Genomic DNA, 24,283 nt, shown 5'->3' with positions numbered 1-24,283 from the left:
CCAGACAAGCGCCGCCGACCCCGGCCCCGGCCGCCGCTGACCCGCGCCCAAGTCGAGGGATATTTCCCTGGCGAGTGTGGTATATACATGCAACTTTAGGCTCATGCCCCACGCGGTGTTCGGGTTCCGATGTCTCGCTCTCGCGGGCCTGCTCCTCACGCTGGCGGGCTGCGCGTTGCTTCGGGCTGCCCCCGCGCCGGTTCCGCCGCCCGACGAGCTCTACGGGCTGGGGAACACGGAGCTGGAGCGGCGGAGCTACGAGGAGGCGCGGCAGCACTTCCGGCGGCTCGTGGAGCGACACCCCAACTCTGCCTTCGCCCCGCGGGCCCGCTTCCTCATCGGGGAGGCGTACTACCGGGAAGCGGAATTCGTCAAGGCCATCGGCGAGCTCGAGACCTTCATGTCGTTCTACCCCCGGCACGAGATCGCCGATCTCGCCCAGTATCGCCTGGCCATGGCCTACTACGATCAGGTCAAGCCCATCGAGCAGGACCAGACGGTCGCCAGCAAGGCGCTCGAGCAGTTCCGGAAGCTGGTCAAAGAGTATCCGGAGAGCCGCTACGCCACCGAGGCCCTGGCCAAGGTCGACATCTGTCGGGGTCGTCTCGCCCAGAAGGAGGTGTGGGTGGCGAACTACTACTTCACCCAGGGCAACCCCGGCGCGGCACGCCAGCGCCTCGAGCTCGTCCTCCGCGAGTATCCCCGCACGCTGGTCGTGCCCGAGGCTCTCTGGCTCCTGGCCGAGGTCAATCTGAGGGAAGGCAAGAAGCTCCAGGCGCGTGAGCTGCTCTCACGGCTGACGCAAGAATTCTCGCACACCGACTTCGGCCGGCGCGCCGCCCAGCGGCTGCGGGCGCAACGGTGAGAGGATAGCTGCGTGCACGACATCGTGGACCTCCGGTCGGACACGCTGACGCTGCCCACTCCCGAGATGCGCGAAGCCATGGTCCGGGCCGAGCTGGGCGACGACGTGTGGGAGGAAGATCCCACGGTCAGGCAGCTGGAGGCCCTGGCCGCTGCGCAACTGGACAAGGAAGCCGGCCTGTTCGTCACGTCGGGCACGCAAGGCAACCTGGTGTCGGTCCTGGCCCAGACCCGGCCCGGGCAGGAAGTCGTCCTGGACATCGACTCGCACATCTTCAACTATGAGGTCGGCGGGGCCGCGGTGATCGGGGGTGTGCAGATGCGCCCGGTAAAAACCGAGCGCGGCTTTCTCAGCCAGGATCAGGTCCGCGAGGCGTTGCGGCCGGCCAACATCCACATTCCCCCGACCGGGCTGGTGTGCCTGGAAAACACCCACAACCGGCACGGCGGCACCTGCTGCGCTCCGGAGGAGATCGCCGCCGTGGCCGCCGTGGCGCACGAGGCGGGGGTGCCGGTCCACCTCGACGGCGCCCGCCTGTTCAACGCGGCGATCGCGCTCAAGCGGCACGCCCGCGAGTTCACTCGCTACGTCGACTCCGTCACCTTCTGCCTGAGCAAGGGCCTGGGAGCGCCCGTCGGCTCCGTGGTGTGCGGCCGCGCCGACTTCATCGCCCGCGCCCGGCGTATCCGGAAGATGCTCGGCGGCGGGATGCGGCAGGCCGGCGTGCTCGCCGCCGCCGGTGTGGTGGCGCTTCAGCGGATGGTGGATCGGTTGGCCGAGGACCACGCCAACGCCCGGCGCCTGGCCGAGGGACTGGCCCGGCTCCCGGGCATCTCGATAGATCTGTCGACGGTGCAGACCAACATCGTGATCTTCCGGGTCCGCCGGCCAGCCGATGCCGAGGATCTCACGCGCGGCTGCCTGGCGCGCAAGGTCAAAATCCACGCGATCGGGCCCACGGCCATCCGCTGCGTGACGCACAAAGACGTGGACGCCGACGATATCACGCGCGCGCTGGACGCCTTCGCCGAGATCGCACCACGATGGTAGCTTCTCGCCGCTGGCGGTCCCGGCCGGGCACGGCGTGGCGAAACCGATACTGGTGGTCGCGACTCAGATCGGGTGGCCGGACGACCGCCGCGGGTGGTCCTGGCGGGGCACGGGCGTGGCGATGCCGGTGGTCGCGACTCAGGTCGGGCGGCCGATGAACCGCTACGGGCGATCGCGGAGGGGCATGGGCGTGGCGACACCGGTAGTCGCGACTCAGATCGGGTGGCCGGACGACCACCGCGGGTGGTCCCGGCGGGGCACGGGCGTGGCGATAGCCCGGGTGCCCGTGCCCTGTTAAGGAGGACCCGCATGGCCGAACGTCTCCTGGACATCAAGGGTCTCAAGACGCACTTTTTCACCGACGAAGGGGTCGTGCGAGCCGTCGATGGCGTCGACCTCTACATCGACAGAGGCGAGACGCTGGGGATCGTCGGTGAGTCGGGCTGCGGCAAGTCCGTCACCGCCCTGAGCGTGATGCGCCTGATCCCCCAGCCCCCCGGACGGATCGTGGCCGGCCAGATCAATTACGCCGGTCGCAACCTGCTCGAGCTCAGCCCGGCCGAGATGCGCAAGATCCGCGGCAAAGAGATCGCGATGATCTTCCAGGAGCCGATGACGTCGTTGAATCCGGTCTTCACCGTGGGCGAGCAGATCGCCGAGGCCATTCGCCTGCACGAGGGACTGGGCCGGCGCGACGCCACCGACAAGACCGTGGAGATGCTGCGCGTCGTCCACATCCCCAATCCCGAGCGACGCGTGAAGGAGTACCCGCACCAGCTCTCCGGCGGTATGCGACAGCGGGTGATGATCGCCATGGCGCTGTCCTGCAACCCCAAGCTGCTCATCGCCGATGAGCCGACCACCGCGCTGGACGTGACCATCCAGGCCCAAATCCTCGAATTGCTCAACGAGCTGAAGGCGAAGTTCAACATGGCCGTCATGCTGATCACCCACGACATGGGCGTGATCGCCGAGACGGCTCAGCGGGTCGTGGTGATGTATGCCGCCCAGGTGGTGGAGGAGGCGCCGGTCACCGAGCTGTTCAAGGAGCCGCTCCACCCCTACACGCAAGGGCTCCTGCGGTCGATCCCCCGCATCGACCTGGCGGCGACCCAGCGGCGCAAGCTGGAGACGATCCAGGGCGTGGTCCCCACCCTGCGTGGCGACCTCAAGCCGGGCTGCCGCTTTGCCCCCCGCTGTCAGTTCGCCAAGCCGCAGTACTACGACAGCACGCCCCCACTCAAAGAGGTCAGGCCCGGTCACAAAGTGGCCTGCTTCCTGTACTGAGGCCCGCCATGGCTAGCCCGCTCCTCAGCGTGCAGAACCTCAAGAAGTACTTTCCGATCCGTGGCGGCCTGCTCTCGCGGGAAGTGGCCCGGGTGCACGCCGTGGACGACGTCTCCTTCGACATCATGCCCGGGGAGACGCTCGGGCTGGTGGGCGAGTCCGGCTGCGGCAAGTCCACGACCGGACGGACGATCCTGCGGCTCATCGAGCCGACCTCCGGCAACGTCCGGTTCCTGGACAAGAACGTCACCACGCTCGACAAGCGGTCGCTCCGGGCGCTCCGTAAAGAGATGCAGATCATCTTCCAGGACCCCTACGCTTCACTGAATCCCCGGATGACGGTGGGCGCGATCATCGGGGAGGCGCTGGTGATTCACAAGCTGGCGCCCAACCGGCGCCAGCGCGAAGAGCGCGTGGTGCAGCTGCTGGAGACGGTCGGCTTGACCGCCGATCACCTGCGTCGGTATCCCCACGAGTTCTCGGGTGGGCAACGGCAGCGCATCGGCATCGCGCGGGCCCTGGCCGTGAACCCCAAGCTCATCGTGGCCGACGAGCCGGTCTCGGCCCTGGACGTCTCCATCCAGGCTCAGATCATCAACCTGCTGGAAGACCTTCAGGCGAAGTTCGGCCTGACCTATCTGTTCATCGCCCACGACCTCTCGGTGGTGGAGCACATCTCCACCCGCGTCGCGGTGATGTACCTCGGGAAGATCGTGGAAATCGCCCCGGCCAAGGAGCTCTACACCAACCCCAAGCATCCCTACACGGAGGCCCTCCTCTCGGCCGTCCCGATTCCCGACCCCACGGTCAAGCGCAAGCGCATCATCCTGGAGGGCGACGTGCCCAGCCCGGTCAACCCGCCCTCCGGCTGCCGCTTCCACACCCGCTGCCCTATCCGCGTGCCGTCGTGCGCGTCCAACGAGCAGGTGCTGCGCGAGGTGTCGCGGGGGCACTGGGTCGCCTGCCAGGTGCGCACGGGCATCGCGACGAGTTGACAGGGCATGGGCTGCTTGAACAGGGCATGGGCACCCGGGCTGATTGAACAGGGCACGGGCGGCTTGAAGAGGGCATGGGCACCCGGGCTGTCGCCACGCCCATGCCCCGACGCAATCCCCCGCGGCGCTTGATCTGTCGCCCGATCTGAGTCGGGACCATCGGTCGCCGTGCCGAAGGTCCGGGTCGGGGACATCGAGATGTTCTACGTGGAGGCGGGCGCGGGCGAGCCCCTGCTCCTCATCATGGGGCTGAGCGGCGATCACCTGGCCTGGGGCTTTCAGATGGCGGCGCTGGCCGCGCAGTACCGGGTGATCGCGTTCGACAACCGCGGGACCGGGCAGACCGATGCCCCCGACATCCCGTACACCACGGCGATGATGGCCGACGACACCCGCGGGCTCCTGGACGCGCTGGGAATCGAGCGCGCCCGCGTCGTCGGCGTGTCGATGGGCGGGATGGTCGCCCAGAAGCTTGCCCTGCGCCACCCCGACCGTGTCCGCGCCCTGCACCTGGGCTGCACCCTGGCTCGGCCGGATCACTATCTCACTGCGCTCAGCGCGACCTGGCGCGAGGTACGCAGCGCGATGGGGTACGAGCGCGCCTTCCGGCTGATGGGGTTCTGGCTCTTCGCGGCCAGGACCTACAACGAGCGCCCGGAATTCGTGGAGATGATCGTCCAGAACGCGCTGGCCAACCCCTACCCACAAAACCTGATCGGCTTTCTGCGTCAGCTGGAGGCCGTGGTCACGCACGACACGCTGGACCGGGTGGCCGACATCCGATGTCCCACGCTGGTCAGCGTGGGAGAGGACGACATCCTGTTGCCGCCGCGCTTCTCTCGGGAGCTGGCCGCCCGGATGCCGGGCGCGCGGCTGGACCTAGTGCCCGGGGCTGGGCACGTGTACTTCTGGGAGCGACCCGACGTCTTCAACGGGCTCTGCCTGGACTTCTTTGCGAGCTGTTGATGCGCTGTCTCCAACGGTGCCGCTGGGAGAGGGCTCCGGAGCCGGGGTGGCCCGCGCCACCGCCTTCTTCGCCGGCGATTGCCTCGCGGCCGTCCCGCTACCTCCTCCATCGTCCCACAGATAGGCGCGCGGGTTCACGGGCCGGCCGTTGACGTAGACTTCGTAGTGCAAGTGCGGGCCCGAGGAGCGCCCCGTGTTGCCGCTCAGTCCGACCACGCCACCTCGGTCCACGCGCTGGCCCCGCTGGACCAGGACCTTCGAGAGGTGACCGTACAGCGTCCGCACGCCGTTGTCATGATTGATGATCACGGCGAGCCCGTACTCGCCGCCGGGCCCGGCGTGCTGCACGACGCCCGCCGCCGGCGCTTTCACCGGCGTGCCGCGATGAGCGGCGATGTCCATCCCGGAATGAAACTCCGGCTCTTTGGTCCACGGCGAGGCGCGCTTGCCGAACTCGGAGTTGACGCCCCCCCTCACCGGCCACCGCGAGGGCAGCCCCCGCAACGCCTTGTGGGCCCTGCCGATCAGACGATCGAGGGCCCGCAGGCTTTGACCCTGCTCCTTGACCTGCTCGGAGAGAAGCTCCAGCTCGCTCAGCGGCGTTGGGTTCGCAGGCTGGCTGGGAGTGGACCGGCTGCCGCCCACCCCGCTCTGAGCCGGCCGGGGCGTCACTTCGGGCCCGAACGGCTCCCAGATCCGCGCATGCAAGTCCCGCCACCCCTGCACTTCCTGGCGCAGCGAGGCCGCCCCACGGGTGAAGGCGTCGATCATCGCCTGCTGCTGATCGACCTGCTGGAAGAGCGACGCCGCATCGCTCAGCCGCTGCCGAACGTGCCACCAGTCGCCGACCAGCGTGGCCAGACTCGCCGTGGCCACGAGCATCGCCGCCGTCAGCACCGCGGGCAGGCGCCGGGGGAAATTGAGCCGCAGGACGCGGACGCCATCCCCGCGGACGATCAAGAGACTGAACTGCTGTTTGTGGTCGACTCGCCTGTTCGGGGTCTTGGCTCGGCCGAGCGAAGGGGCAGGAGGTACGAAGGCCATGCCCCGGACCTCGGCAAGCGCCGTGCCGACTTTCATACGAATAGAATCAACCGCTTGGGGCGCAGAAACCTGCCATTCCGACACGCGCGCGCCAACTTGTGTCCGGCCTTGCGCGCGACGAGCAGAAGGAACGGGGCGTAACTATGCGTGAGATCTCGATTTGTTGACACTTCCGAACGGCGCGAAGTATCATCTTCGGATGTCGGTGAAAGGACGCCCGCATGGATGAGTTCTATCGAATCAAGCGCCTGCCCCCCTACGTTTTCGCGATCGTCAACGACCTCAAGACGAAGGCCCGCGCGCGAGGCGAGGACATCATCGACCTGGGCATGGGCAACCCCGACCTGGGGACGCCCAAGCACATCGTCGCCAAGCTGATCGAAGCCGCCCAGAATCCCAAGAACCACCGCTACTCCGCGTCCCGCGGCATCACCCGGATCCGGGTCGCCATCACCCGTTGGTACCGCGAGCGCTACGGTGTGGAGCTCGATCCCGACACCGAAGCCATCGCCACCATCGGCGCCAAGGAGGGTCTGGCCCACCTGGCCCTGGCCGTCCTGCAACCGGGCGACGGCGTGCTCGTGCCCAACCCCACGTACCCGATCCACGCCTATTCGGTCGTCATCGCCGATGGCGATCTCCGCTCGGTTCCCTTGAGCGGCAGCGCCGACGAGTTCTTCGCGCGCCTGCAAGAGACGGCCCGGCTGGCCTGGCCCAAGGCCAAGCTGCTCATCCTGTCGTTCCCGCACAACCCCACCACCATGTGCGTGGACCGGGCCTTCTTCGAACGCGTCGTCGAATTCGCCCGCGAGCACCGCTTGATGGTGGTTCACGACTTCGCCTACGCCGACTTCGCCTTCGACGGCTACCGGCCTCCCTCGTTCCTCGAGGTGCCGGGGGCCAAAGACGTGGGGGTCGAGCTGTTCTCCACCTCGAAGTCGTACAACATGGCCGGCTGGCGCCTGGCCTTCGCGTGCGGAAACCGGACCATGATCCACGCGCTGTCCCGTATCAAATCGTACCTGGACTACGGTGCCTTTCAGCCCGTGCAGATCGCCGGGATCATCGCGCTGGAGGGCGACCAATCGGTGGTGGCCGACATCGTCGAGGTCCACCGCCGCCGCCGCAACGTCCTGGTCGACGGCCTCAACAAGCTGGGCTGGGTCGTGCCCAAGCCTCAGGGCACCATGTTCGTCTGGGCGCCCATCCCCGAGGCGTTCCGCGCCATCGGGTCCCTGGAATTCGCCAAGCTCCTGATTCAGGAGGCCAAGGTCGCCGTCTCCCCGGGCATCGGCTTCGGCGAGTACGGCGAGGGCTACGTCCGGTTCGCCCTGGTAGAGAACGAGCAGCGGATCCGGCAGGCGCTGCGCGGCCTCAAGCACCTCGGCCGTTGAAGTGAAGGAAGTCCGGCTCGGCCTGCTCGGCCTCGGTACGGTCGGCGGCGGCGTCGTCAAGCTGCTCGAGTCCGAGCGCGGCATGCTGGAGGAGCGGGCTGGCTGCCGGCTGACTCTCGCCGCCGTCGCCGATCTCGATGTGACCCGGCCCCGCGAGGGCCTCGACCTGGCCCGCCTGCCCCTGACGACCGAGGCCGCCCGCGTGCTCGACGATCCCGGCGTCCACGTCGTCATCGAGCTCGTCGGGGGCCTGGAGCCGGCCCGCTCCTTCATCCTGCGCGCCCTGGCCGCCGGCAAGCACGTGGTCACGGCCAACAAGGCGCTGCTGGCCCATCACGGCCCGGAGCTCTACCAGGAGGCCAGGCGGAGGGGCGTGACCCTGGCCTTCGAGGCGGCGGTGGCGGGCGGCATTCCGCTCATCCGATCGATCAAGGAGGGGCTGGTCGCCAACCGGGTCCTGTCGGTCTTCGGCATCGTCAACGGCACCTCCAACTACATCCTGTCGAAGATGACCGACGAGGGCCTCGACTTCGCCGTGGTGCTGAAGGAGGCCCAGGCCCACGGGTACGCCGAAGCCGACCCCACGCTGGACGTCGAGGGGCTCGACTCCGCCCACAAGCTGCAGATCCTGGTCACGCTGGCCTTTCGCACCTTCGTGGACCTCAAGGACATCCACACGGAAGGCATCACCCGGATCAGCATTCAGGACATCGCCTACGCGCGCGAGCTCGGCTACCGAGTGAAGCTGCTGGCGATCGCCAAGGCCAGCGACGGTGGCCTGGAAGTTCGCGTCCACCCCACGATGATCCCCGCTGACGCGCCGCTGGCCGCCGTCTCCGGCGTCTTCAACGCCGTGTTTCTCACCGGGCACGCGGTGGGTGACCTCATGTTCTACGGGCGCGGAGCGGGACAGTTGCCGACCGCCTCGGCCGTGTGGTCCGACATCGTGGAGATCGCCCGGCGGATCGCGCACGGCATCCCCGCGCTGGCCCTGGAGCTGCCCTCCGTGGGGTCGGGCGCGCTGCCCCTGCGGCCGATGGAAGCCATCCGCTCCTGCTACTACCTGCGGGTCATGGCCCAGGATCGTCCCGGCGTGCTTTCCCGGGTGGCGGGCATCCTCGGCGAAAACGACATCTCCATCGTTTCGGTGATCCAGAAGGGCCGGGCCACGGGCGAGGCGGTTCCCGTGGTGATGATGACCCATGAAGCCCGCGAGCGCGATATGCGCACGGCCCTCGCCGCCATCGACCAGCTGCGCGTGGTGTCATCGCCGACCGCGATGATCCGCGTGGAGGGCGGGGCATGAGCAGCGGAGGGGCGATACACGGGCGCGCCCTGTGGGGCGCGACGGCCCCCTCCGAGCCATCCCCAGCAGCGGATGGCGCCGGCGAAGCCGGCGCTCAAGCATGACGGAATGAGCGCGGCGTGGCGGGGAGTCATCGCCCGCTACCGGGAGTTTCTGCCGGTGTCCGACAAGACGCCGATCGTGACCCTGCACGAGGGCAACACGCCGCTCATCCCGGCCCTGCGCCTGACCGAGGCGATCGATCCCAGCCTGCACATCTATCTCAAGTGCGAGGGCTTCAACCCCACGGGGTCCTTCAAGGATCGCGGCATGACGATGGCCATCTCCAAGGCGCTGGAGGCGGGTTCGCGGGCCGTGATCTGCGCGTCCACCGGCAACACCTCGGCCTCGGCGGCGGCGTTCGCCGCCCGGGCCGGCGTGCAGGCCTTCGTCATGGTGCCGAAAGGCGCCATCGCGCTGGGCAAGCTCTCCCAGGCCGCCATCCACGGGGCAAAGGTCGTGATGGTGGACGGCAACTTCGATCAGGCCCTGGCCATCGTGCGGCAGATCTCCCAAACGCATCCGGTCACGCTGGTGAACTCCCTCAACCCGTTTCGCCTGGAGGGCCAGAAGACCGCGTCCTTCGAAATCGTCGACCAGCTCGGCCGCGCTCCCGACTACCACCTGGTTCCGGTAGGCAACGCCGGGAACATCACCGCCTACTGGCGGGGTTACCGCGAGTATCACAAGGCGGGCCGGGCGAAGGAGCTGCCCCGGATGGTCGGCTTCCAGGCGGCCGGGGCCGCCCCGATCTATGAAAACAGAATCATCCCCGAGCCGCGTACCGTCGCGACCGCCATCAAGATCGGAAATCCGGCCAGCTGGGGGCCGGCGCTGGAGGCGCTCAAGGACTCGCGCGGCTGGATCGACACCGTGACCGACGAGGAGATCCTCCAGGCGTATCGTCTGCTGGCCCGGGCCGAGGGCATCTTCATGGAGCCCGCCTCGGCCGCGACCGTGGCCGGGCTCATCAAGGGCGTGAAGGCCGGCCGCTTCGAGGCCGCCTCCACCCTGGTGCTCACACTGACCGGACACGGCTTGAAGGACACCGACACCGCCCTGGAGTCGGCCTCGCGCCCCAGCACCGTCCCCGCCGATCTCAAGGCCGTCCTCGCGCAACTCGGGCTCTGAACGGCGACCGCGGCGTTGAATCGGCTGAAGCTCGCCGCCGGACTCGCCCTCAGCGCCGGGCTGCTCGTCTTCCTGCTCTGGAGCGTGGACCTGGCCGAGCTGGCCGATCAGCTCCGTCAGACTCGCCTCGGCTGGGTGATCCTCAGCGCCGCGCTGGGCACCGGCGGGCTCTGGGTGCGGGCGCGGCGCTGGCGCTATCTCTTTCCGCCCGGGCCCGAGCCGCCCGGGCTGGTGCCGGCCATGATGATCGGCTACATGGCCAACAACGTGCTGCCCTTCCGCGCCGGCGAGGTCGTGCGGGTCTACGTGGTGGCCCGCCGCTGGCACCGTGGCTTCTGGACGACCCTGGCCACCCTCATCGTCGAGCGCGTCCTCGACAGCCTGGCCATCGTCCTGATCCTCGGGGTGCTCGTGCTGCTCATTCCGGTGCCGCCGATCTTCCGCTGGGGTGCGGCCACGCTGCTCGCCATCGACATGGTGGCGGTGGCCGTGCTGGGCTGGCTGACGGTGGCCCCCGAGGCCGGCCCGCGGCTAGCCCGAAAGCTCCTGACGCGCTGGCCCCGTGGCGCCGGCCGTCTGGCCGTCGTCCTGGAGCGCTTCGTCCACGGCCTCGACGGCATCCGCAGTCCTGCGCATCGGGCCCCCCTGGCGGTGTGGAGCGTCCTGGTATGGATCATGCCGGCGCTCGCCGCCTGGGTGGCCTTTCGAGCGATGGAGCTGGACCTGCCGGTGATCGCCGCCTGGACCGTGCTCGCCTTCGTCGGCCTGGGCATCAGCGTGCCGTCGGCGCCCGGGTACGTGGGGGTCTTCCACTACGCGGCGGTGCTGGCCCTGGCTATCTTCGACGTCGCCCGCCCCTCGGCCCTCGGCTACGCGATCGTCTTCCACGCCAGCCAGGTCATCCCGATCACCGCGATCGGCTGGCTCTACCTGCTGCACGAGCACCTGAGCCTGACTGAGGCCCGCCGGCCGCCGGCCCCAGAGGGCGGGGTCTGATGCGAGCGCGCGCATTCGACTGGACCGCAACTCAGGTGATACGATGCTCGAGTCGTGGGCTTGATCGTGCAGAAGTACGGCGGGTCCTCCGTCGCCGATGCCGCGCGAATCACCAACGTGGCCCGCCGCGTGGCCGAGCAGGCTCGCGACAATCTAGTCGTGGTCGTGGTCTCGGCCATGGGCAAGACCACCGACGGCCTCATCACGCTGGCCCAGCAGATCACGCCCACCCCCGACGCCCGCGAGATGGACATGTTGCTGGCCACCGGCGAGCAGGTGACGATCGCGCTGCTGGCCATGGCCCTGCAGACCCTTGGCCACCCGGCCCGCTCCTTCACCGGCTCGCAAGCCGGTTTTCGCACGGATACCGAGCACACGCGCGCCCGCATCACCCGCATCACCGCCGACCGGGTGCGGGAGGCCTTGGACGCCGGGGAAATCGCCGTGGTCGCGGGATTCCAGGGGCTGAGCGATACGGACGAGATCACCACGCTGGGCCGCGGCGGCTCCGACCTCACCGCCGTCGCACTGGCCGCGGCCCTCAAAGCGGATCTCTGCGAGATCTACACGGACGTCGACGGCGTGTACACCGCCGATCCCAACGTCGTGCCCGACGCGCGCAAGCTCAGCCGCATCACCTACGACGAAATGCTGGAGATGGCGAGCCTGGGCGCCAAGGTCTTGCAGTCGAGGTCCGTGGAGTTCGCCAAGAAATACGCCGTGCCCGTCCACGTCCGCTCCACCTTCAAGCTGGACGCGGGAACGCTGGTCACCAAAGAGGAGCAGGGCATGGAAGAGGTCGTCGTCACCGGCGTCACCCACGACCGGAGCCAGGCCAAGATCTCCATCTTGCGGGTGCCCGACCGGCCCGGCATCGCCGCGCAGGTCTTCGGCGCCATCGCCGACAAGGGCATCATCGTCGACATGATCGTGCAGAACATCAGCCGCGACGGCTACACGGACATGTCCTTCACCGTCGCCCGCGGCGATTACGCCCGGGCCGTGGCGACCCTGGACGCCGTGGCGAAGAAAGTGGGCGCCCAGGGCCTCGTCCACGACGAGCGGGTGGCCAAGGTGTCCATCCTCGGCGTGGGCATGCGCAGCCACTCGGGCGTGGCCGCTCGCATGTTCGCCGTCCTGGCCCGGGAAGGTATCAACATCCAGATGATCTCGACCTCGGAGATCGCCATCTCCTGCGTCATCGAGGACAAGTACGCCGAGCTGGCGGTGCGCGCGCTGCACGACGACTTCGAGCTGAGCCAGGCCCGCGGGGCCGAGCTCTGAGGAGCGCCGACGTGGCTACCGGTAGGGCCGCCGTCTTCTTCGGTCCCGGCAAGCCGTTCGAGATCCGGGAGCTGCCCCTGCCCGACGTCGAGCCCGACGCCGTCCTGGTTCGGGTCTCCCTGGCCAACGTGTGCGGTTCCGACCTCCACTTCTGGCGCGGCGACGCGCCGCTCAAGCTGCCTGCCGACGGCTGGATCTTCGGCCACGAGATGACAGGCCGTGTCGCCCGCCTGGGCGCGCGGGTGAAGACGGATTCGCTCGGCCGGCCGCTGGCCGAGGGCGATCGGGTCGCCTACGCGTACTTCTATCCCTGCGGCCGGTGTCCGGCCTGTCTCGACAAGCAGCCGGCGGCGTGCCTGGCCAAGGTCGGCCGGCCGCTCGGCCCGTCGCAGTTCCCCCACTTCCACGGCGCCTTCGCCGAGTATTACTACCTGCGTCCCGGGGGAGCCATCTTCAAGGTGCCCGACGAGCTTCCCGACACGCTGGTGGCGCCCGTGAACTGTGCCCTCTCCCAGGTCATCTTCGGCCTGCACACGGCAGGCGTGCGGCTGGGGGACACGGTCGTCCTGCAGGGCGCCGGCGGCCTCGGCCTGCAGGCCGCCGCCGTCGCGCGGGACCTGGGCGCCTCGGTCGTGATCGTGATCGATCGCCTTCCCGGTCGGCTGCAGCTGGCCCGGGCCTTTGGCGCCGATCACACCATCGATCTGCGCGAAGTCAGCGACCGCAAGGAGCGCGTGAACCTCGTCCGCACGCTCACCGGGGGCGCGGGCGCCCACGTCGTCTGTGACTTCGTCGGCTTCCCGGAGGTCATCCCCGAGGGGCTCGAGATGCTGCGCCAGGGCGGGACATATCTGGAGATCGGCACGATCAGCCGCGGCGCCAGGGTCGAGCTCGAGCCGGCTCAACTCGTCTGGGGCGCCAAGCGCATCGTCGGCGTGATCATGTACGACCCCTGGGTGATCCCGCGGGCCCTGGACTTTCTCGTGCGCAACCGCCGCCGCTGGCCATTCGACAGGCTGATCTCCCACACCTACCCGCTCGAGCAGATCAACGAGGCATTCGCCGCTTCGGAGTGGCACGCCAAAGACACGATCACCATCACCCGGGCCGCCCTCTGCCCGTGACCGCTGATCGCTAGCAATCGCCGCCACTGACGGCAGTCAGGTTTCTTCCACTCTAGCGGCCGCTCACCGCCTGGTGCATGGTGAGCGGCATGGCGCTCTACACCGGGCGGCAGCTCCTGCTGCTCTTCGTCTTCCTCGCAGCCGCCGGCGCCGGGCTGGCCGTTCGACAGTGGCGTGCCGCGCATCCCGTCCTCGCCGAGCGCCTCGAGCAGCTCGACAGGCGGCCCGCCGTCCAGACCGCCGCGGCCGCCGACCACCGGCCGGTCGACCTCAATCACGCCACGGCGGCCGAGCTGGCGCGCCTGCCTGGCGTCGGGCCCTGGCTCGCCGCCCGAATCGTGGAACGCCGGCAAGTGGGCGGTGCCTTCGGGTCGATCGAGGACCTGCGCGCCGTGAGAGGGATCGGCGCCGCCAAGCTGGAGCGTCTGCGGAAGTTCGTCACCGTCGGCGAGTGACCAGCCGTGGCCGCGCGTGTCCCGCTGGTCCCGGTGGCGCTCGCCTTCGCCGGTGGGATCGCCGTGCAGCCCTGGTTCCCGCCGTCGGTGGCCTGGCCGGTCCTGATCATCGCGCTCGCCTGGGGCATCAGCCTGCCGATCCTGGGTCGATCCACCATCGCCGTCGGGTTGTTGCTGGTAGGCGTCGGAGCCGCCGGAGCCCTGCGCGCCGCTCCATTGCCGCTGCCGCCCGGTCACGTCGCCCATCTCGCCCTGCCGGTCACGGCCCCGGTCGAGGGCCGCCTCGCCGCGGAGCCGGTGCGCCTGGCGCCCGATCGGGTGCAGCTGCTCGTCGAGGTCGACCGGGTGGCAGGCGCGCTCCACTGCGGGCGTATTCGCCTCACCGCCTATGGAGCCGGGCTGCCACCGTTGACTGCGGGCCAGCGCGTCGGCGTGGAGGCCCGTTTGCACGAGGCACGAAGCTTCCGCAACCCCGGCGGGTTCGACTACGCGGCCCACCTGCGCCGTCAGGACATCCTGGTGGTCGGCAGCGCCCGCGCCGAGCGGCTCACCGCGGGCCCGCCGGTGGAGCCGTCGTGGCCGGGCAGGGTCCGATCGATGGTTCGCGCAGCCATCGCCGACTCGTTGCCACCGGCATCGGCCGCGCTGCTGGCCGGTCTCCTGCTCGGCGATCGAGCCGATCTGCCGCCCGAGCTCGACGAGGCCTTCCGGCGGGCCGGCGTCTACCACGTGCTCGCGGTCTCCGGCTTCAACGTCGCGCTGGTGGCCGGCTCGATCTGGGCGCTGCTGAGGCTGGGGCGCGCTGGCCGCCGGGGCGCCGCAGTGGGGGCCATCGCCGGGGTGCTCGCCTTCGCGCTGGTCGTCGGGCCGGAGCCCTCGGTCCTCCGGGCGGTCGTCGTGGCCATCCTCGTCCTGAGCGCCCTGCTACTCGAGCGCGAGGCCGCGGCATTGAACAGCCTGGCGATGGCAGCCCTGCTGATCCTCGCGGCGCGTCCAGGGGATCTCCTGGAACCAGGCTTTCAGCTGTCCTTCGCCGCCACGCTGGGGATCATCCTGGCCCCGCTCCCGCGCGGCTGGCTGACCGGCGCGCTGGGCGTCAGCGTGGCCGCGCAGATCGCCGTCCTGCCGGTCACGCTCGTGCACTTCAATCAGCTCTCGCTCATCGGCCCCGTCGCCAACCTCGCCGTCGTGCCCGTGGCCGGGCTCACGACCGTGCTCGGGCTCGCGGGCGGCAGCCTGACGCTCGCCCAGGCCACCGCGGGCTCCCTCTTCCTGCACGCCACCTGGCCGTTGCTGCTCCTGCTGCGCTGGAGCGCCGCCCTGGCGGCCGCGATGCCCGGGGCGCTCGTGCATCTGCCCGCGCCTCCGGCCGCCGCCGTCGTCGCCTACGTGCTGGCCCTGGGCGGTGGGCGCATCGCCTGGCAGCTCCGCCCGACGTCGCCGGCCCGAGCCCGCCGGGCCGCCGGCGGTGTCGGGCTGCTCCTCGTCTTGGCGCTGGTGATCAGCGTCTGGCCGCTGGCGCGGCCGGCAGACGGCCGACTCCGCGTCACGGTCCTCGACGTGGGCCAGGGTGACGCCATCGTGGTGGAAACGCCGGAGGGGCCTGCGATGCTCATCGACGCCGGGCCGGGTGGACCGCTGCGGCTCGATACGGGCGAGCGGGTCGTCGCGCCGTTCCTGTGGAACCGCGGGTTCCTGGGCCTGGCCGTGGCGATGACGACCCACGACGACCAGGATCACGCCGGCGGGATGCCAGCCGTCCGGCGGCGCTTCACTATCGCCGAGGAGTGGACGGCCGTCCCCCCAGGGGGCCGCCGGTGGATCGGGGGCGTGCCGGTGCTCCATCTCGGCCCGCCGGTAGGGGCGCCGGCCCCGCGAGGCAACGACGAGGCGCTCGTGGTGAGGATCGACCACGGGCTCGTGTCCTTCCTGTTCGCTTCCGATATGACGGCGGCGGCGGAACGGGAGCTGCTGGCCACGGGGCGCCCGCTCGGAGCCACGGTGCTCAAGGTCGCTCACCACGGCTCGCGCCACGGCAGCACTACAGAGTTCCTGGCGGCCGTCCGCCCGGCCTTCGCCGTGATCTCGGTGGGCTCGCGCAACGGCTATGGCCATCCGGCCCCGGAGACCCTGGCCCGCCTGGAGGCCATCGGCGCTCGTGTCTACCGGACCGACCGCGACGGGGCCGTGATCTTCGAGACCGACGGCCGGTCGCTCACCGTCGCCCGCTGGGCCGCATCGGCCATGGAGCGCTACTGCCTTGACCCCGAGGCCGTTTGCTGATGATCTAATGCCGTGGCCCGGGTCAACCAGCACTACGCGAAGCTGAAGAGCAGCTACCTGTTCAGCGAGATCGCCCGTCGCCTGAAGACCTTCCAGGCCGCGCATCCGGACGCGCGCCTGATCCGCCTCGGGATCGGCGATGTCACCCAGCCGCTGGCCCCGGCCCTCGTGGGAGCGCTGCACGAGGCGGTGGACGAGATGGCCCGGGCCGAGACCTTCCGCGGGTACGGGCCGGAAGCCGGCTACGACTTCCTCGTCGAGCTGATCGTCGAGCGGGATTACGCGCCCCGGGGCGTGCGGCTGAGCCCGGACGAGATCTTCGTGAGCGACGGCGGCAAGCAGGACACCGGCAACATCCAGGAGATCTTCGCCCCGGAGTGCGTGGTCGCGGTGATGGATCCGGTCTACCCGGTCTACGTGGACAGCAACGTCATGGCCGGGCGGGCCGGGGCTTCCGATGCCAGCGGCCGTTACGCCGGCATCGCCTACCTGCCCTGCACCGCGGAGAACGACTTCCAGCCGGCGCTGCCCGATCGCCCCGTGGACCTGATCTACCTCTGCTACCCCAACAACCCGACCGGCGCGGTCATGTCCGTGCCCGCGCTTCGCCGGTGGATCGACTACGCCCGGCGGCAGGGGGCCGTGATCCTGTACGACGCGGCCTACGAAGCCTACGTGCGCGACCCGGGTGTGCCCCGTTCGATCTACGAAGTGGAAGGCGCCCGTGAAGTCGCCATCGAGTTCCGCTCGTTCTCCAAGAACGCGGGCTTCACCGGCACCCGCTGCGCCTTCACGGTGGTGCCCAAAGAGCTCACCGGCCGCGACCCCGCGGGGGAGCCGGTGAGCCTCAATCCCATGTGGTTCCGCCGGCAGTCCACCAAGTACAACAGCGTGCCCTACATCGTGCAGCGAGCCGCCGCCGCCGTCTACTCGGACGAGGGCGCGCAGCAGGTGCGCGCACAGGTCGACTTCTATCTGGACAACGCGCGGATCATCCGGGAGGGCCTGACCGCGGTCGGTCTCACGGTCTACGGCGGCCGCAATGCGCCCTACCTGTGGGTGAAGACGCCGGGAGGGCTCGACTCCTGGAGCTTCTTCGACAAGCTCCTCAACGAAGCCCACGTCGTGGGCACGCCTGGCGCGGGCTTCGGCCCGAGCGGCGAGGGGTATCTGCGGCTCACCGCCTTCGGCGGCCGCGAGGCGACGGAAGAGGCCATCGAGCGCATCAAGAAACGCCTGCAGCTCTAGAAATACTCGAAGGCGGCCGGCGTCCGCTCCATTCGAACGCGCAAGTCGGCCATGAACACCAGGTAAGGATGCGCCCCGACCTCGACGAGGCGGTCCCGGTCGAACCCGCGCAGCGCCCCGCGCGCGGCCTCGTCGAGCCCCACCTCGTCCATCGCCGCTTCGGCATCAGCCAGGAACCGGGCCCGGTACGCCTGGTCCGACTTCAGGCGGAACAGGCAGTGGTTCAAGGGATAGGCCTTGGCCGGGGGAAAGAAGTAATGCGTGCTCACCGCTGCCCTCCTGCGACCGGAACCGCCCACGTGACGACCGCGTTGCCGTGGTGCCAGGACGGCTCATAGCAGACGACGTCGGCGCGAGCCGAACCCACCGCGCCCAGCAGGGTGATCCAGGTCCGCAGCTCGACGTTGCCCGCCTTGTCGAGCTCCTCGCCGGTCAATCGGGCCGTCTCCGCGCCGCGGCCGGCGGCGAGCGCGGCCAGGAGCTGGCGGTCCCAGTCGAAGTCCGGTGAGGCATAGCGATCGGTCCCCGGGTAATGGGACATGCCACCCGAGGCCAGCACGGCGACGCGCTCGGGTCGCCCATCGAGGATCTCGCGGAGCGCTCGGCCCCAGGCGTAGCACCGCCGGGGCGTGGGCTGGGGGGGCAGATAGACGTTGACGTAGAGCGGGACGATGGGCACCGGCGGGTCGGGCGCCGCGAAGTGCAGCGGCACGTAGAACGCGTAATCCAGCCGGAGGTCCTGGCTGTAGACCAGGTCGAAGTCCCGCTCGATGCCCTGCTGAAGGATGGCCCGGGCCAGGGGCTCGTGGACCGGGAAGGAGTACTCGTACCGGCCGAAGCGCCCCGACACGCTGGCGCCCACGTAGACGGCGAAGGCCGGCACGGCATCGAGGAAGAACCCTTCGATGTGGTCGCCCCCCACCACGCACAGGGCATCCAGCCGCGCCTCGGTCAGCAGCTGCTTCACCCGTCGGTAGGCAGCGTGGACGCGCAGTACGAGGTCCCGATCTTCGGTCTCCGGGCGCACCAGCAGCTGAGGCGTGTGGGGGCAGGCCAGCGCGGCGACCAGTGGCATCCCGGAGGCTCAGGAAAGGTGGCGGCGCGCCAGACCGGCAGCGTAGCGCTCGAGGAGGTCGTGCATCTCTCGCATCGCGGCCTCGGCCGCTCGGCGTTCGTCCGGCGTGCGGATGTGGCGAGCGATCGCCAGCCGGGTCGCCCCCGCCTCTTCCTTCTCGATCGCCTCGTGCACCGAGTAGTTCAGGCCGCCCCACTCGGGGCGCACGCCGTAATGCTGGACGAGGGCCTGCCCCACGGTCCGGGCGATCTCCACGACTTCCTCCTCCAGCAAGGCGGTGGCGCACAGCGCGGCGCTCCACGGCACCTGGTGGCCCAGGCGCCGGAAGAACTCGAGGATGGCCGCCATCTCGGGCACGGGGACGATGGCGTCGAACTCGTCGCGGGAATGCCCCAGGTCGTCACCGATCCGGCGGAACAGCTCGTCGTGATCCGGGGTACCGCCGACGCGCCCGTCGAAGTAGCCGAGGTCCTCGACCAGCAGGTGGCGGGCGCATTCCTTGCGAACCTCCAGGTCGTCGCAGCGGGCATGGATACCGCTGAAGATGCGGGGGAACCAGGCGACCAGGAGATAGTGCTGGGCGATGTGCTCCCAGACCTGCTCGCCCGTGAGGGCGCCGGCCGCGAAGCGCTTGAAGTACTCCGAGCTCCGGAAGGGGCTCCGGCCCAGCAGCTCCGTGGTGAGCGAGTCGAACCACTCCATCGCAGCGTTCGCGCCGAGCGCGTCCCGAGACTATACGCGGGCTCAGGGAAGGCGGCAAGTCGGCGCCGCCGTGGCGCTTGACGGCGCCGTCGCGGCCAGCGCAGTATCGTCGGCACGGGAGGCCCGTGATGAAGAGGGATGTGTCCAGCCTGCGCTCCACGCTCGACTATCTCGATGCCATCGGTGCGCTGGTCACCACCGATGTCGAGGTCGACCCCCACCTGGAGGTGGCGGCCATCCAGAAACACTTCGACGGGGGCGCGGCGCTGCTCTTCAACAAGGTCAAGGGCTACCCCAACGCCCGGATCTGCAACAACGTCTTCGCCAACGCCGATCGCATCGCGACGCTCTTCGCCGTCGACGACCCGCGCCAGCTCAAGCACAAGGTCGTCGAGGCCGTGCGCAACCCGCTGCCCCCGGTGGAGGTCAGCCAGGCTCCCTGCCAGGAGGTCGTGGTCACCAAGGACCTCGATGTGTGGAGCGTCGTCCCGATGATCTCCCACTCCGATAGCGACCCCGGTCGCACCCTGGGCGCCGGCCAGACCGTGGTCCGGGGCCAGCACTTCTGGGGCGGCTCCCACATCGGTTACAACCGCATGAACTTCCGCGGGCCCGATTATTCGAGCTTTCAGATCTCGCCCGGCTCGCACATGGACCAGGTCGCCACCGCCTGGTACCGGCGGGGCCCGATCCCGGTCACCATCAACATCGGCACGCCGCCGGCCTGCACCATGATGGCGGGGTCCGGCTTCACCTACGTGATCCTGCCCCGCGGCTGCGACGAGCTGGGCGTAGCCGGAGCGATCCAGGGCCGTCCGGTCGAGCTGGTGAAGGCGCGGACTCAGGACGCCTGGGCCATCGCCAACGCCGAATACGTGATCGAGGGCTACCTGGACACGACCCAGAAAGTGTGGGAGAGCCCGCTGGCCGAGAGGGACGACCAGCAGGGTGTCCATCCCTTCCACCCCGAGTGGTCGGGCTACATGGGCAAGGCGTACCGCACCTACAAGTTCCAGGCCACCGCGATCACCCACCGAGCCGACCGCCCGCTCTACTACGGCCTCATCGTGCACGGCATGGACGAGCACTTCATCGACGGCATCGTCCGGGAAGCGTGCTTCCTCGAGATGGCCGAGCGGATCGTGCCCGGGCTGTGCATCGACACCCACATCCCCATGGGCATGACCGACTGGGGCGGGGTGATCTTCCAGGTCAAGAAGCGCCGGGGCCGCGACGAAGGGCTCCAGCGGAACATCCTGACCGCGGCGCTGTCCATCTCACTGGGCGCTCGCCTCGGCATCGTCGTCGACGAGGACGTGGACATCTACAACATGGAAGACATCCTGTGGGCGATCACCACCCGGGTGAACCCCAACGAAGACCTCCTGACCATCTGCGAAGGCGGGTTCGGCCAGACGTTTCAGCCCGCCGAGCGCAGCTCGGCCGGCGACCGCCAGTGGACGCAGAGCAACATCCGCTTCTCCGGGGCTCTCGGTATCGACGCCACGCGGCCATTCGCCCACAAGGACGCCTTCGCCCGGGCCCGCTACAACGTCGAGCTGGTGGACCTGGCCAGGTTCTACACGCCGGAACAGATCCGCAAGGGCAAGGAAGGCCAGCGCGACTACGCGAAGTTCCTGGCCGAGCGGGGCATCTGACCCGGCGTGATGTCCGACGGCACGCACTCTACGGCGTACACCGACGTCAACACCCTGCTAGAGACCCACGCGCGCGTCCGTTCCGACAAGGTCTTCATCGAGAGCCCCGACCAGGACGGCCGCATCACCTTCGGGCAGTTCGAAGCGGTCACCCGGCGCTTCGTGAATTTCCTCGCCGACGCGGGGATCCGGCCCGGCGACCGGGTCTCGATTCTGGCCGACAACTCCATCGAGGCCCTGGTGGTCTTCTGGGGGACGCTGCGGGCGGGCATGATCATCAACCCCATCAACGTCGAGATCCGGGAAAAGCACGTGGACCAGATCCTCGGCGACGTGGCACCGACGCTGGTCTTCTGCAGCCAGGACGTCCCCGCCGCCCTCCGCGGTGGGGCCGCAGCCGGTGCGCGGTGGATCTCGTTCGGGATGCTGGCCGCGACCGACCCTCCGCCCGGCGACCTCTTCACGGCGCTGCGGTCGGCCTCCGATGCGCCGGTGAAGTCGCGGCCGGGCCGCGGTGATTGGTCCTGCATCAACTACACCTCGGGCACCACCGACGCGCCCAAAGGCGCTATCTGGACGCACGAGGCGTACTACGCCATGAGCGAGTCCTCGGTCGACCGGCTGGAGATCACCGCGGCCGACACGATCCTCGACTATCGCCACTTCAGCTGGTCTTCCCCCGCGATCCTGTCCATCGGGCCCGCGATGCAGACAGGGGCCACGCTGGTCCTGGCGCGCAAGTTCTCCCAGACGCGGTTCTTCGAGTGGGTGCGGGCCTACGGCGTCACCATCGCCGTCGGGATTCCCACCGTGATCAACATGCTGCTGGCCCGGCCGGCCGGCGTGACCCGGGCCGACGTGCCGACGCTCCGCTTCATGACGTCGAGCACGGCCCCGCTCTCCACCGACAAGCAGCTGGAGTTCGAGCGGACCTACGGGATTCCCGTCGTGCAGCTGGCCGGGGGCACCGAGACCGGGTTCATGTGCGGCAACCACCCCGGCCAGCGGCGTCTCGGCTCCATCGGCCGGCCGACGCTCAACATGCGCGTCCGCATCCTCGACGACGCCGGCCGTGAGGTGAAGGCGGGCGAGGAAGGGGAAATGGTCGTCAGCGGCCGGCAGATGGCGTCGGCCTACTGGCAGGGCCCGGGCCGGTTGCTGCCGATTCCCCCGGACGGCTTCCGCAACGGCGACCTGGCGCGCCGGGACGACGACGGCTACGTCTACATCACCGGGCGCCGGAAGGAGATCATCATCAAGGGCGGCGTGAACATCGCCACCCTGGAGATCACCAACTGCCTGCTGGAGCATCCCGACGTCGCCGAGGCCGCCACCGTTGGCGTTCCGGACCAGATCTACGGCGAGGTGCCGGTGGGCTTCGCGGCCCTGCGACCGGGCCGGCCAGCCGCACTGTCGCCCCTGCTCGAGCACTGCCGGGCCCGGCTCGTGGCCTTCAAGGTTCCCGCCGCCGTCCTCATCGTCGAGTCCATTCCCAAGAACGCCAACGGCAAGGTCGATCGGACCGCGCTCACAGCGTTGTGGGAGCAACGGGCCGGTCGCCCGGCGTGAGCCTGCCCCGGTTGCCGATCCGTCCGACGTGGATGGCCGTCCCTGCCCGCCGCCGCCGGCGCCCCGCTTCGCGGCGATGATCCTGCGCGCCATCCGCTCCGTGCTCGCCGGCCTCATCCTGGCGGGGGTGGCGCTGAACTTCGCCAACATCGTGGGCCGCTACGTGTTCCTCAAGCCGATCATCTGGGCCGAGGAGATCCTCGTCTTCATCATGATCTGGTGCGTGATGCTGGGGGCTACCCTGGTGACCTGGGACAACCAGCATCTCAGGATGGACGCGGTCTCCAGTCTCAGCCCGCCCCGCGTGCGCCGGTGGCTGAATGTGCTGTCCACGGTGGCCTTCCTGGCGGTCGCCCTCTTCGTGCTCGGGCAGTCGCTCCGCGTCGTGGCCCTGATGGTGTCGACCGGCCAGCGCAGCGTGGTGGCCGAGCTTCCCATGAGCGTTCCCTATGCGGCCATTCCGGTCAGCTTCGCCCTGATGATCGTCATGCTGGTGTGGCGGTTGAAGACGTACGCCCGGGGGGACGAGTGATGGGGTGGGCCATGGCGCTGATCCCCTTCACCCTGCTGGCCCTCGGCGTGCCCGTCTTCTTGATCCTGCTGGTCACGGTGATCGTCCTGCTGGTCTTCTTTCTGGACGTCCCCTTCACGGTGATTCCCCAGACCATGTTCGGCAGCATCGACAGCTTCGCGCTGCTGGCCGTGCCCTTCTTCATCTTCGCCGGGGAGGTCATGGGGCAGGGCGGGATCTCCGCGCGACTCATCCGCTGGGTCCAGTCCATCTTCGGCGGCGTGCGGGGCAGCCTGGCCCTCACCACCGTCGGCACCTGCGAGTTCTTCGGGGCGATCTCGGGGTCGAGCCCGGCCACCCTGGCCGCGGTGGGCCGGATCATGTACCCGGCCCTGCGGGCCAACGGCTACGAGGAGAAGTTCGCGCTGGGGCTCGTCACCTCGTCGGGCGCCATCGCCAGCATCATCCCGCCCAGCATCCTCATGATCCTTTACGGGACCGCGGCCGAGCAGTCGGTGGCGGCTCTGTTCATCGGCGGCGTCCTTCCCGGGCTTCTCATCGGCCTTCTCACCGCGGTCTACATCGTCTTCTACGCGCGGGGGCGCCCGTTCGAGCGCGTGGAGCCCTTCCGCTGGAGGCCGTTCGCCCGCGCCACCCGCCAGGGGCTGTGGGCGTTGGGAGCCCCGGTCGTCATCCTGGGCAGCATCTACACCGGCATCTGTACGCCGACCGAGGCGGCCGGGATCGCCAGCGTCTACGGGATCGTGGTCACCCGCTACATCTACCGGGACGTCACCTGGGCCCGCCTGTGGGACCTCGCGGGCAACTCGATGTTCCTGACCGCGCAGATCATGATCATCGTGGCCGCTTCCGGCGTCTTCTCCTGGCTGTTGACCATCAGCGGCGTGCCTCAGGCCACCGTGGCGGTGATCGAGGCGCTCCACCTGCCCGCCTGGCTGATGCTGGCGGCCCTCAACGTCTTCCTGATGATCGTCGGTTGCCTGATCGACCCGACGTCGGCGACGCTCATCCTCACCCCCCTGCTCGTCCCGATCGTGCGGACCATGGGGGTGGACCTCGTCCACTTCGGCATCATCCTCACCGTGAACCTCTCGATCGGGATGTTCACGCCGCCCTTCGGGTTGAACCTGTTCGTGAGCCAGGCCCTGTTCAAGGCCCCCATGGTGCAGATCGCCCGCGGCCTGGCGCCGTTCATCGTCATCCAGGTGGTGGCCCTGGCCATCATCACCTATGTGCCGTGGTTGTCGCTCTCGCTGACACGCTTCGTGCACTGACGGCGA

General features: G+C 69.3%; 22 protein-coding genes. 18 read left to right on the top strand and 4 right to left on the bottom strand.

What is annotated here, in order from left to right; genetic code table 11:
* The first annotated feature begins 103 nt into the window (after positions 1-103).
* The 5 genes from bamD (at position 104) to VFR64_06960 (ending at position 5,163) form a co-directional block, all read left to right on the top strand.
* Positions 104-865: an outer membrane protein assembly factor BamD gene (bamD, locus tag VFR64_06980; protein ID HET9489479.1), complete on the top strand. Its 762-nt coding sequence runs from the start codon at positions 104-106 to the stop codon at positions 863-865.
* Positions 866-877: 12 nt separating this feature from the next.
* Positions 878-1,915 (top strand): GntG family PLP-dependent aldolase, encoded by a 1,038-nt coding sequence (locus tag VFR64_06975; protein HET9489478.1) that lies wholly within the window; start codon positions 878-880, stop codon positions 1,913-1,915.
* A gap of 309 nt (positions 1,916-2,224) precedes the next feature.
* On the top strand, positions 2,225-3,202 hold the full coding sequence (locus tag VFR64_06970; GenBank protein ID HET9489477.1) for an ABC transporter ATP-binding protein: 978 nt from the start codon (positions 2,225-2,227) through the stop codon (positions 3,200-3,202).
* A gap of 8 nt (positions 3,203-3,210) precedes the next feature.
* Complete coding sequence (locus tag VFR64_06965; GenBank protein ID HET9489476.1) at positions 3,211-4,197, top strand: dipeptide ABC transporter ATP-binding protein; 987 nt, start codon at positions 3,211-3,213, stop codon at positions 4,195-4,197.
* 168 nt (positions 4,198-4,365) lie between these two features.
* On the top strand, positions 4,366-5,163 hold the full coding sequence (locus tag VFR64_06960) for an alpha/beta fold hydrolase (GenBank protein ID HET9489475.1): 798 nt from the start codon (positions 4,366-4,368) through the stop codon (positions 5,161-5,163).
* Here the strand turns inward: VFR64_06960 and VFR64_06955 are convergent.
* On the bottom strand, positions 5,077-6,243 hold the full coding sequence (locus VFR64_06955; protein ID HET9489474.1) for a M23 family metallopeptidase: 1,167 nt from the start codon (positions 6,241-6,243) through the stop codon (positions 5,077-5,079). The two genes, VFR64_06960 and VFR64_06955, sit on opposite strands and share 87 nt — an antisense overlap.
* Positions 6,244-6,428: 185 nt before the next feature.
* Here VFR64_06955 and VFR64_06950 point away from each other — a divergent pair, with 185 nt between their 5' ends.
* The 9 genes from VFR64_06950 to VFR64_06910 all read left to right on the top strand — a co-directional run bounded on the left by VFR64_06950 (position 6,429) and on the right by VFR64_06910 (position 17,467).
* Positions 6,429-7,601, top strand: a complete 1,173-nt coding sequence (locus VFR64_06950; GenBank protein ID HET9489473.1) for an aminotransferase class I/II-fold pyridoxal phosphate-dependent enzyme — start codon at positions 6,429-6,431, stop codon at positions 7,599-7,601.
* Position 7,602: 1 nt separating this feature from the next.
* Entirely contained in the window at positions 7,603-8,907 is a 1,305-nt protein-coding gene (locus VFR64_06945) for a homoserine dehydrogenase (protein HET9489472.1), read from the top strand.
* Between the two features lie 108 nt (positions 8,908-9,015).
* Positions 9,016-10,077, top strand: a complete 1,062-nt coding sequence (thrC, locus tag VFR64_06940; GenBank protein ID HET9489471.1) for a threonine synthase — start codon at positions 9,016-9,018, stop codon at positions 10,075-10,077.
* A gap of 15 nt (positions 10,078-10,092) precedes the next feature.
* Complete coding sequence (locus tag VFR64_06935; GenBank protein HET9489470.1) at positions 10,093-11,073, top strand: lysylphosphatidylglycerol synthase transmembrane domain-containing protein; 981 nt, start codon at positions 10,093-10,095, stop codon at positions 11,071-11,073.
* A 54-nt stretch (positions 11,074-11,127) separates the two neighbouring features.
* The gene (locus tag VFR64_06930; protein HET9489469.1) at positions 11,128-12,357 is read left to right on the top strand and encodes an aspartate kinase; all 1,230 of its coding nucleotides are present in this window, start codon (positions 11,128-11,130) and stop codon (positions 12,355-12,357) included.
* Positions 12,358-12,368: 11 nt separating this feature from the next.
* Positions 12,369-13,481: a zinc-binding dehydrogenase gene (locus VFR64_06925; protein HET9489468.1), complete on the top strand. Its 1,113-nt coding sequence runs from the start codon at positions 12,369-12,371 to the stop codon at positions 13,479-13,481.
* An 89-nt stretch (positions 13,482-13,570) separates the two neighbouring features.
* Positions 13,571-13,936 carry a helix-hairpin-helix domain-containing protein gene (locus tag VFR64_06920; GenBank protein HET9489467.1) on the top strand — a complete coding sequence of 122 codons (366 nt, stop codon included), beginning with the start codon at positions 13,571-13,573 and terminating at the stop codon, positions 13,934-13,936.
* A gap of 6 nt (positions 13,937-13,942) precedes the next feature.
* Complete coding sequence (locus VFR64_06915) at positions 13,943-16,219, top strand: DNA internalization-related competence protein ComEC/Rec2 (protein HET9489466.1); 2,277 nt, start codon at positions 13,943-13,945, stop codon at positions 16,217-16,219.
* A gap of 12 nt (positions 16,220-16,231) precedes the next feature.
* Complete coding sequence (locus VFR64_06910) at positions 16,232-17,467, top strand: LL-diaminopimelate aminotransferase (protein HET9489465.1); 1,236 nt, start codon at positions 16,232-16,234, stop codon at positions 17,465-17,467.
* Here the strand turns inward: VFR64_06910 and VFR64_06905 are convergent.
* The 3 genes from VFR64_06905 to VFR64_06895 are packed head-to-tail and all read right to left on the bottom strand — an operon-like array spanning position 17,464 to position 19,244.
* Positions 17,464-17,736: a hypothetical protein gene (locus VFR64_06905; GenBank protein HET9489464.1), complete on the bottom strand. Its 273-nt coding sequence runs from the start codon at positions 17,734-17,736 to the stop codon at positions 17,464-17,466. The genes VFR64_06910 and VFR64_06905 overlap by 4 nt on opposite strands.
* Positions 17,733-18,542: a hypothetical protein gene (locus VFR64_06900; GenBank protein HET9489463.1), complete on the bottom strand. Its 810-nt coding sequence runs from the start codon at positions 18,540-18,542 to the stop codon at positions 17,733-17,735. Before VFR64_06900 ends, VFR64_06905 begins: the two co-directional genes overlap by 4 nt.
* A 9-nt stretch (positions 18,543-18,551) precedes the next feature.
* On the bottom strand, positions 18,552-19,244 hold the full coding sequence (locus VFR64_06895; protein HET9489462.1) for an iron-containing redox enzyme family protein: 693 nt from the start codon (positions 19,242-19,244) through the stop codon (positions 18,552-18,554).
* 128 nt (positions 19,245-19,372) lie between these two features.
* On the opposite strand from VFR64_06895, the gene VFR64_06890 reads away from it, so the two are divergent.
* Genes VFR64_06890 through VFR64_06875 form a run of 4 tightly spaced genes read left to right on the top strand, consistent with a single transcriptional unit; the run spans position 19,373 to position 24,277 of the window.
* A complete protein-coding gene (locus tag VFR64_06890; protein ID HET9489461.1) occupies positions 19,373-20,902 on the top strand; it encodes a UbiD family decarboxylase in 1,530 nt (509 codons plus the stop codon).
* A gap of 9 nt (positions 20,903-20,911) precedes the next feature.
* Positions 20,912-22,471 (top strand): class I adenylate-forming enzyme family protein, encoded by a 1,560-nt coding sequence (locus tag VFR64_06885; protein HET9489460.1) that lies wholly within the window; start codon positions 20,912-20,914, stop codon positions 22,469-22,471.
* A gap of 28 nt (positions 22,472-22,499) precedes the next feature.
* Positions 22,500-23,003 carry a TRAP transporter small permease gene (locus VFR64_06880; protein ID HET9489459.1) on the top strand — a complete coding sequence of 168 codons (504 nt, stop codon included), beginning with the start codon at positions 22,500-22,502 and terminating at the stop codon, positions 23,001-23,003.
* Between the two features lie 11 nt (positions 23,004-23,014).
* Entirely contained in the window at positions 23,015-24,277 is a 1,263-nt protein-coding gene (locus VFR64_06875) for a TRAP transporter large permease (GenBank protein HET9489458.1), read from the top strand.
* Positions 24,278-24,283: the final 6 nt, after the last annotated feature.

The organism is Candidatus Methylomirabilota bacterium (assembly GCA_035709005.1).
In the GTDB taxonomy this organism is placed as follows: domain Bacteria; phylum Methylomirabilota; class Methylomirabilia; order Rokubacteriales; family CSP1-6; genus 40CM-4-69-5.
Note: the sequence above shows the minus strand (reverse complement) of the source record. Positions and strands in the feature narration are given on the sequence as shown.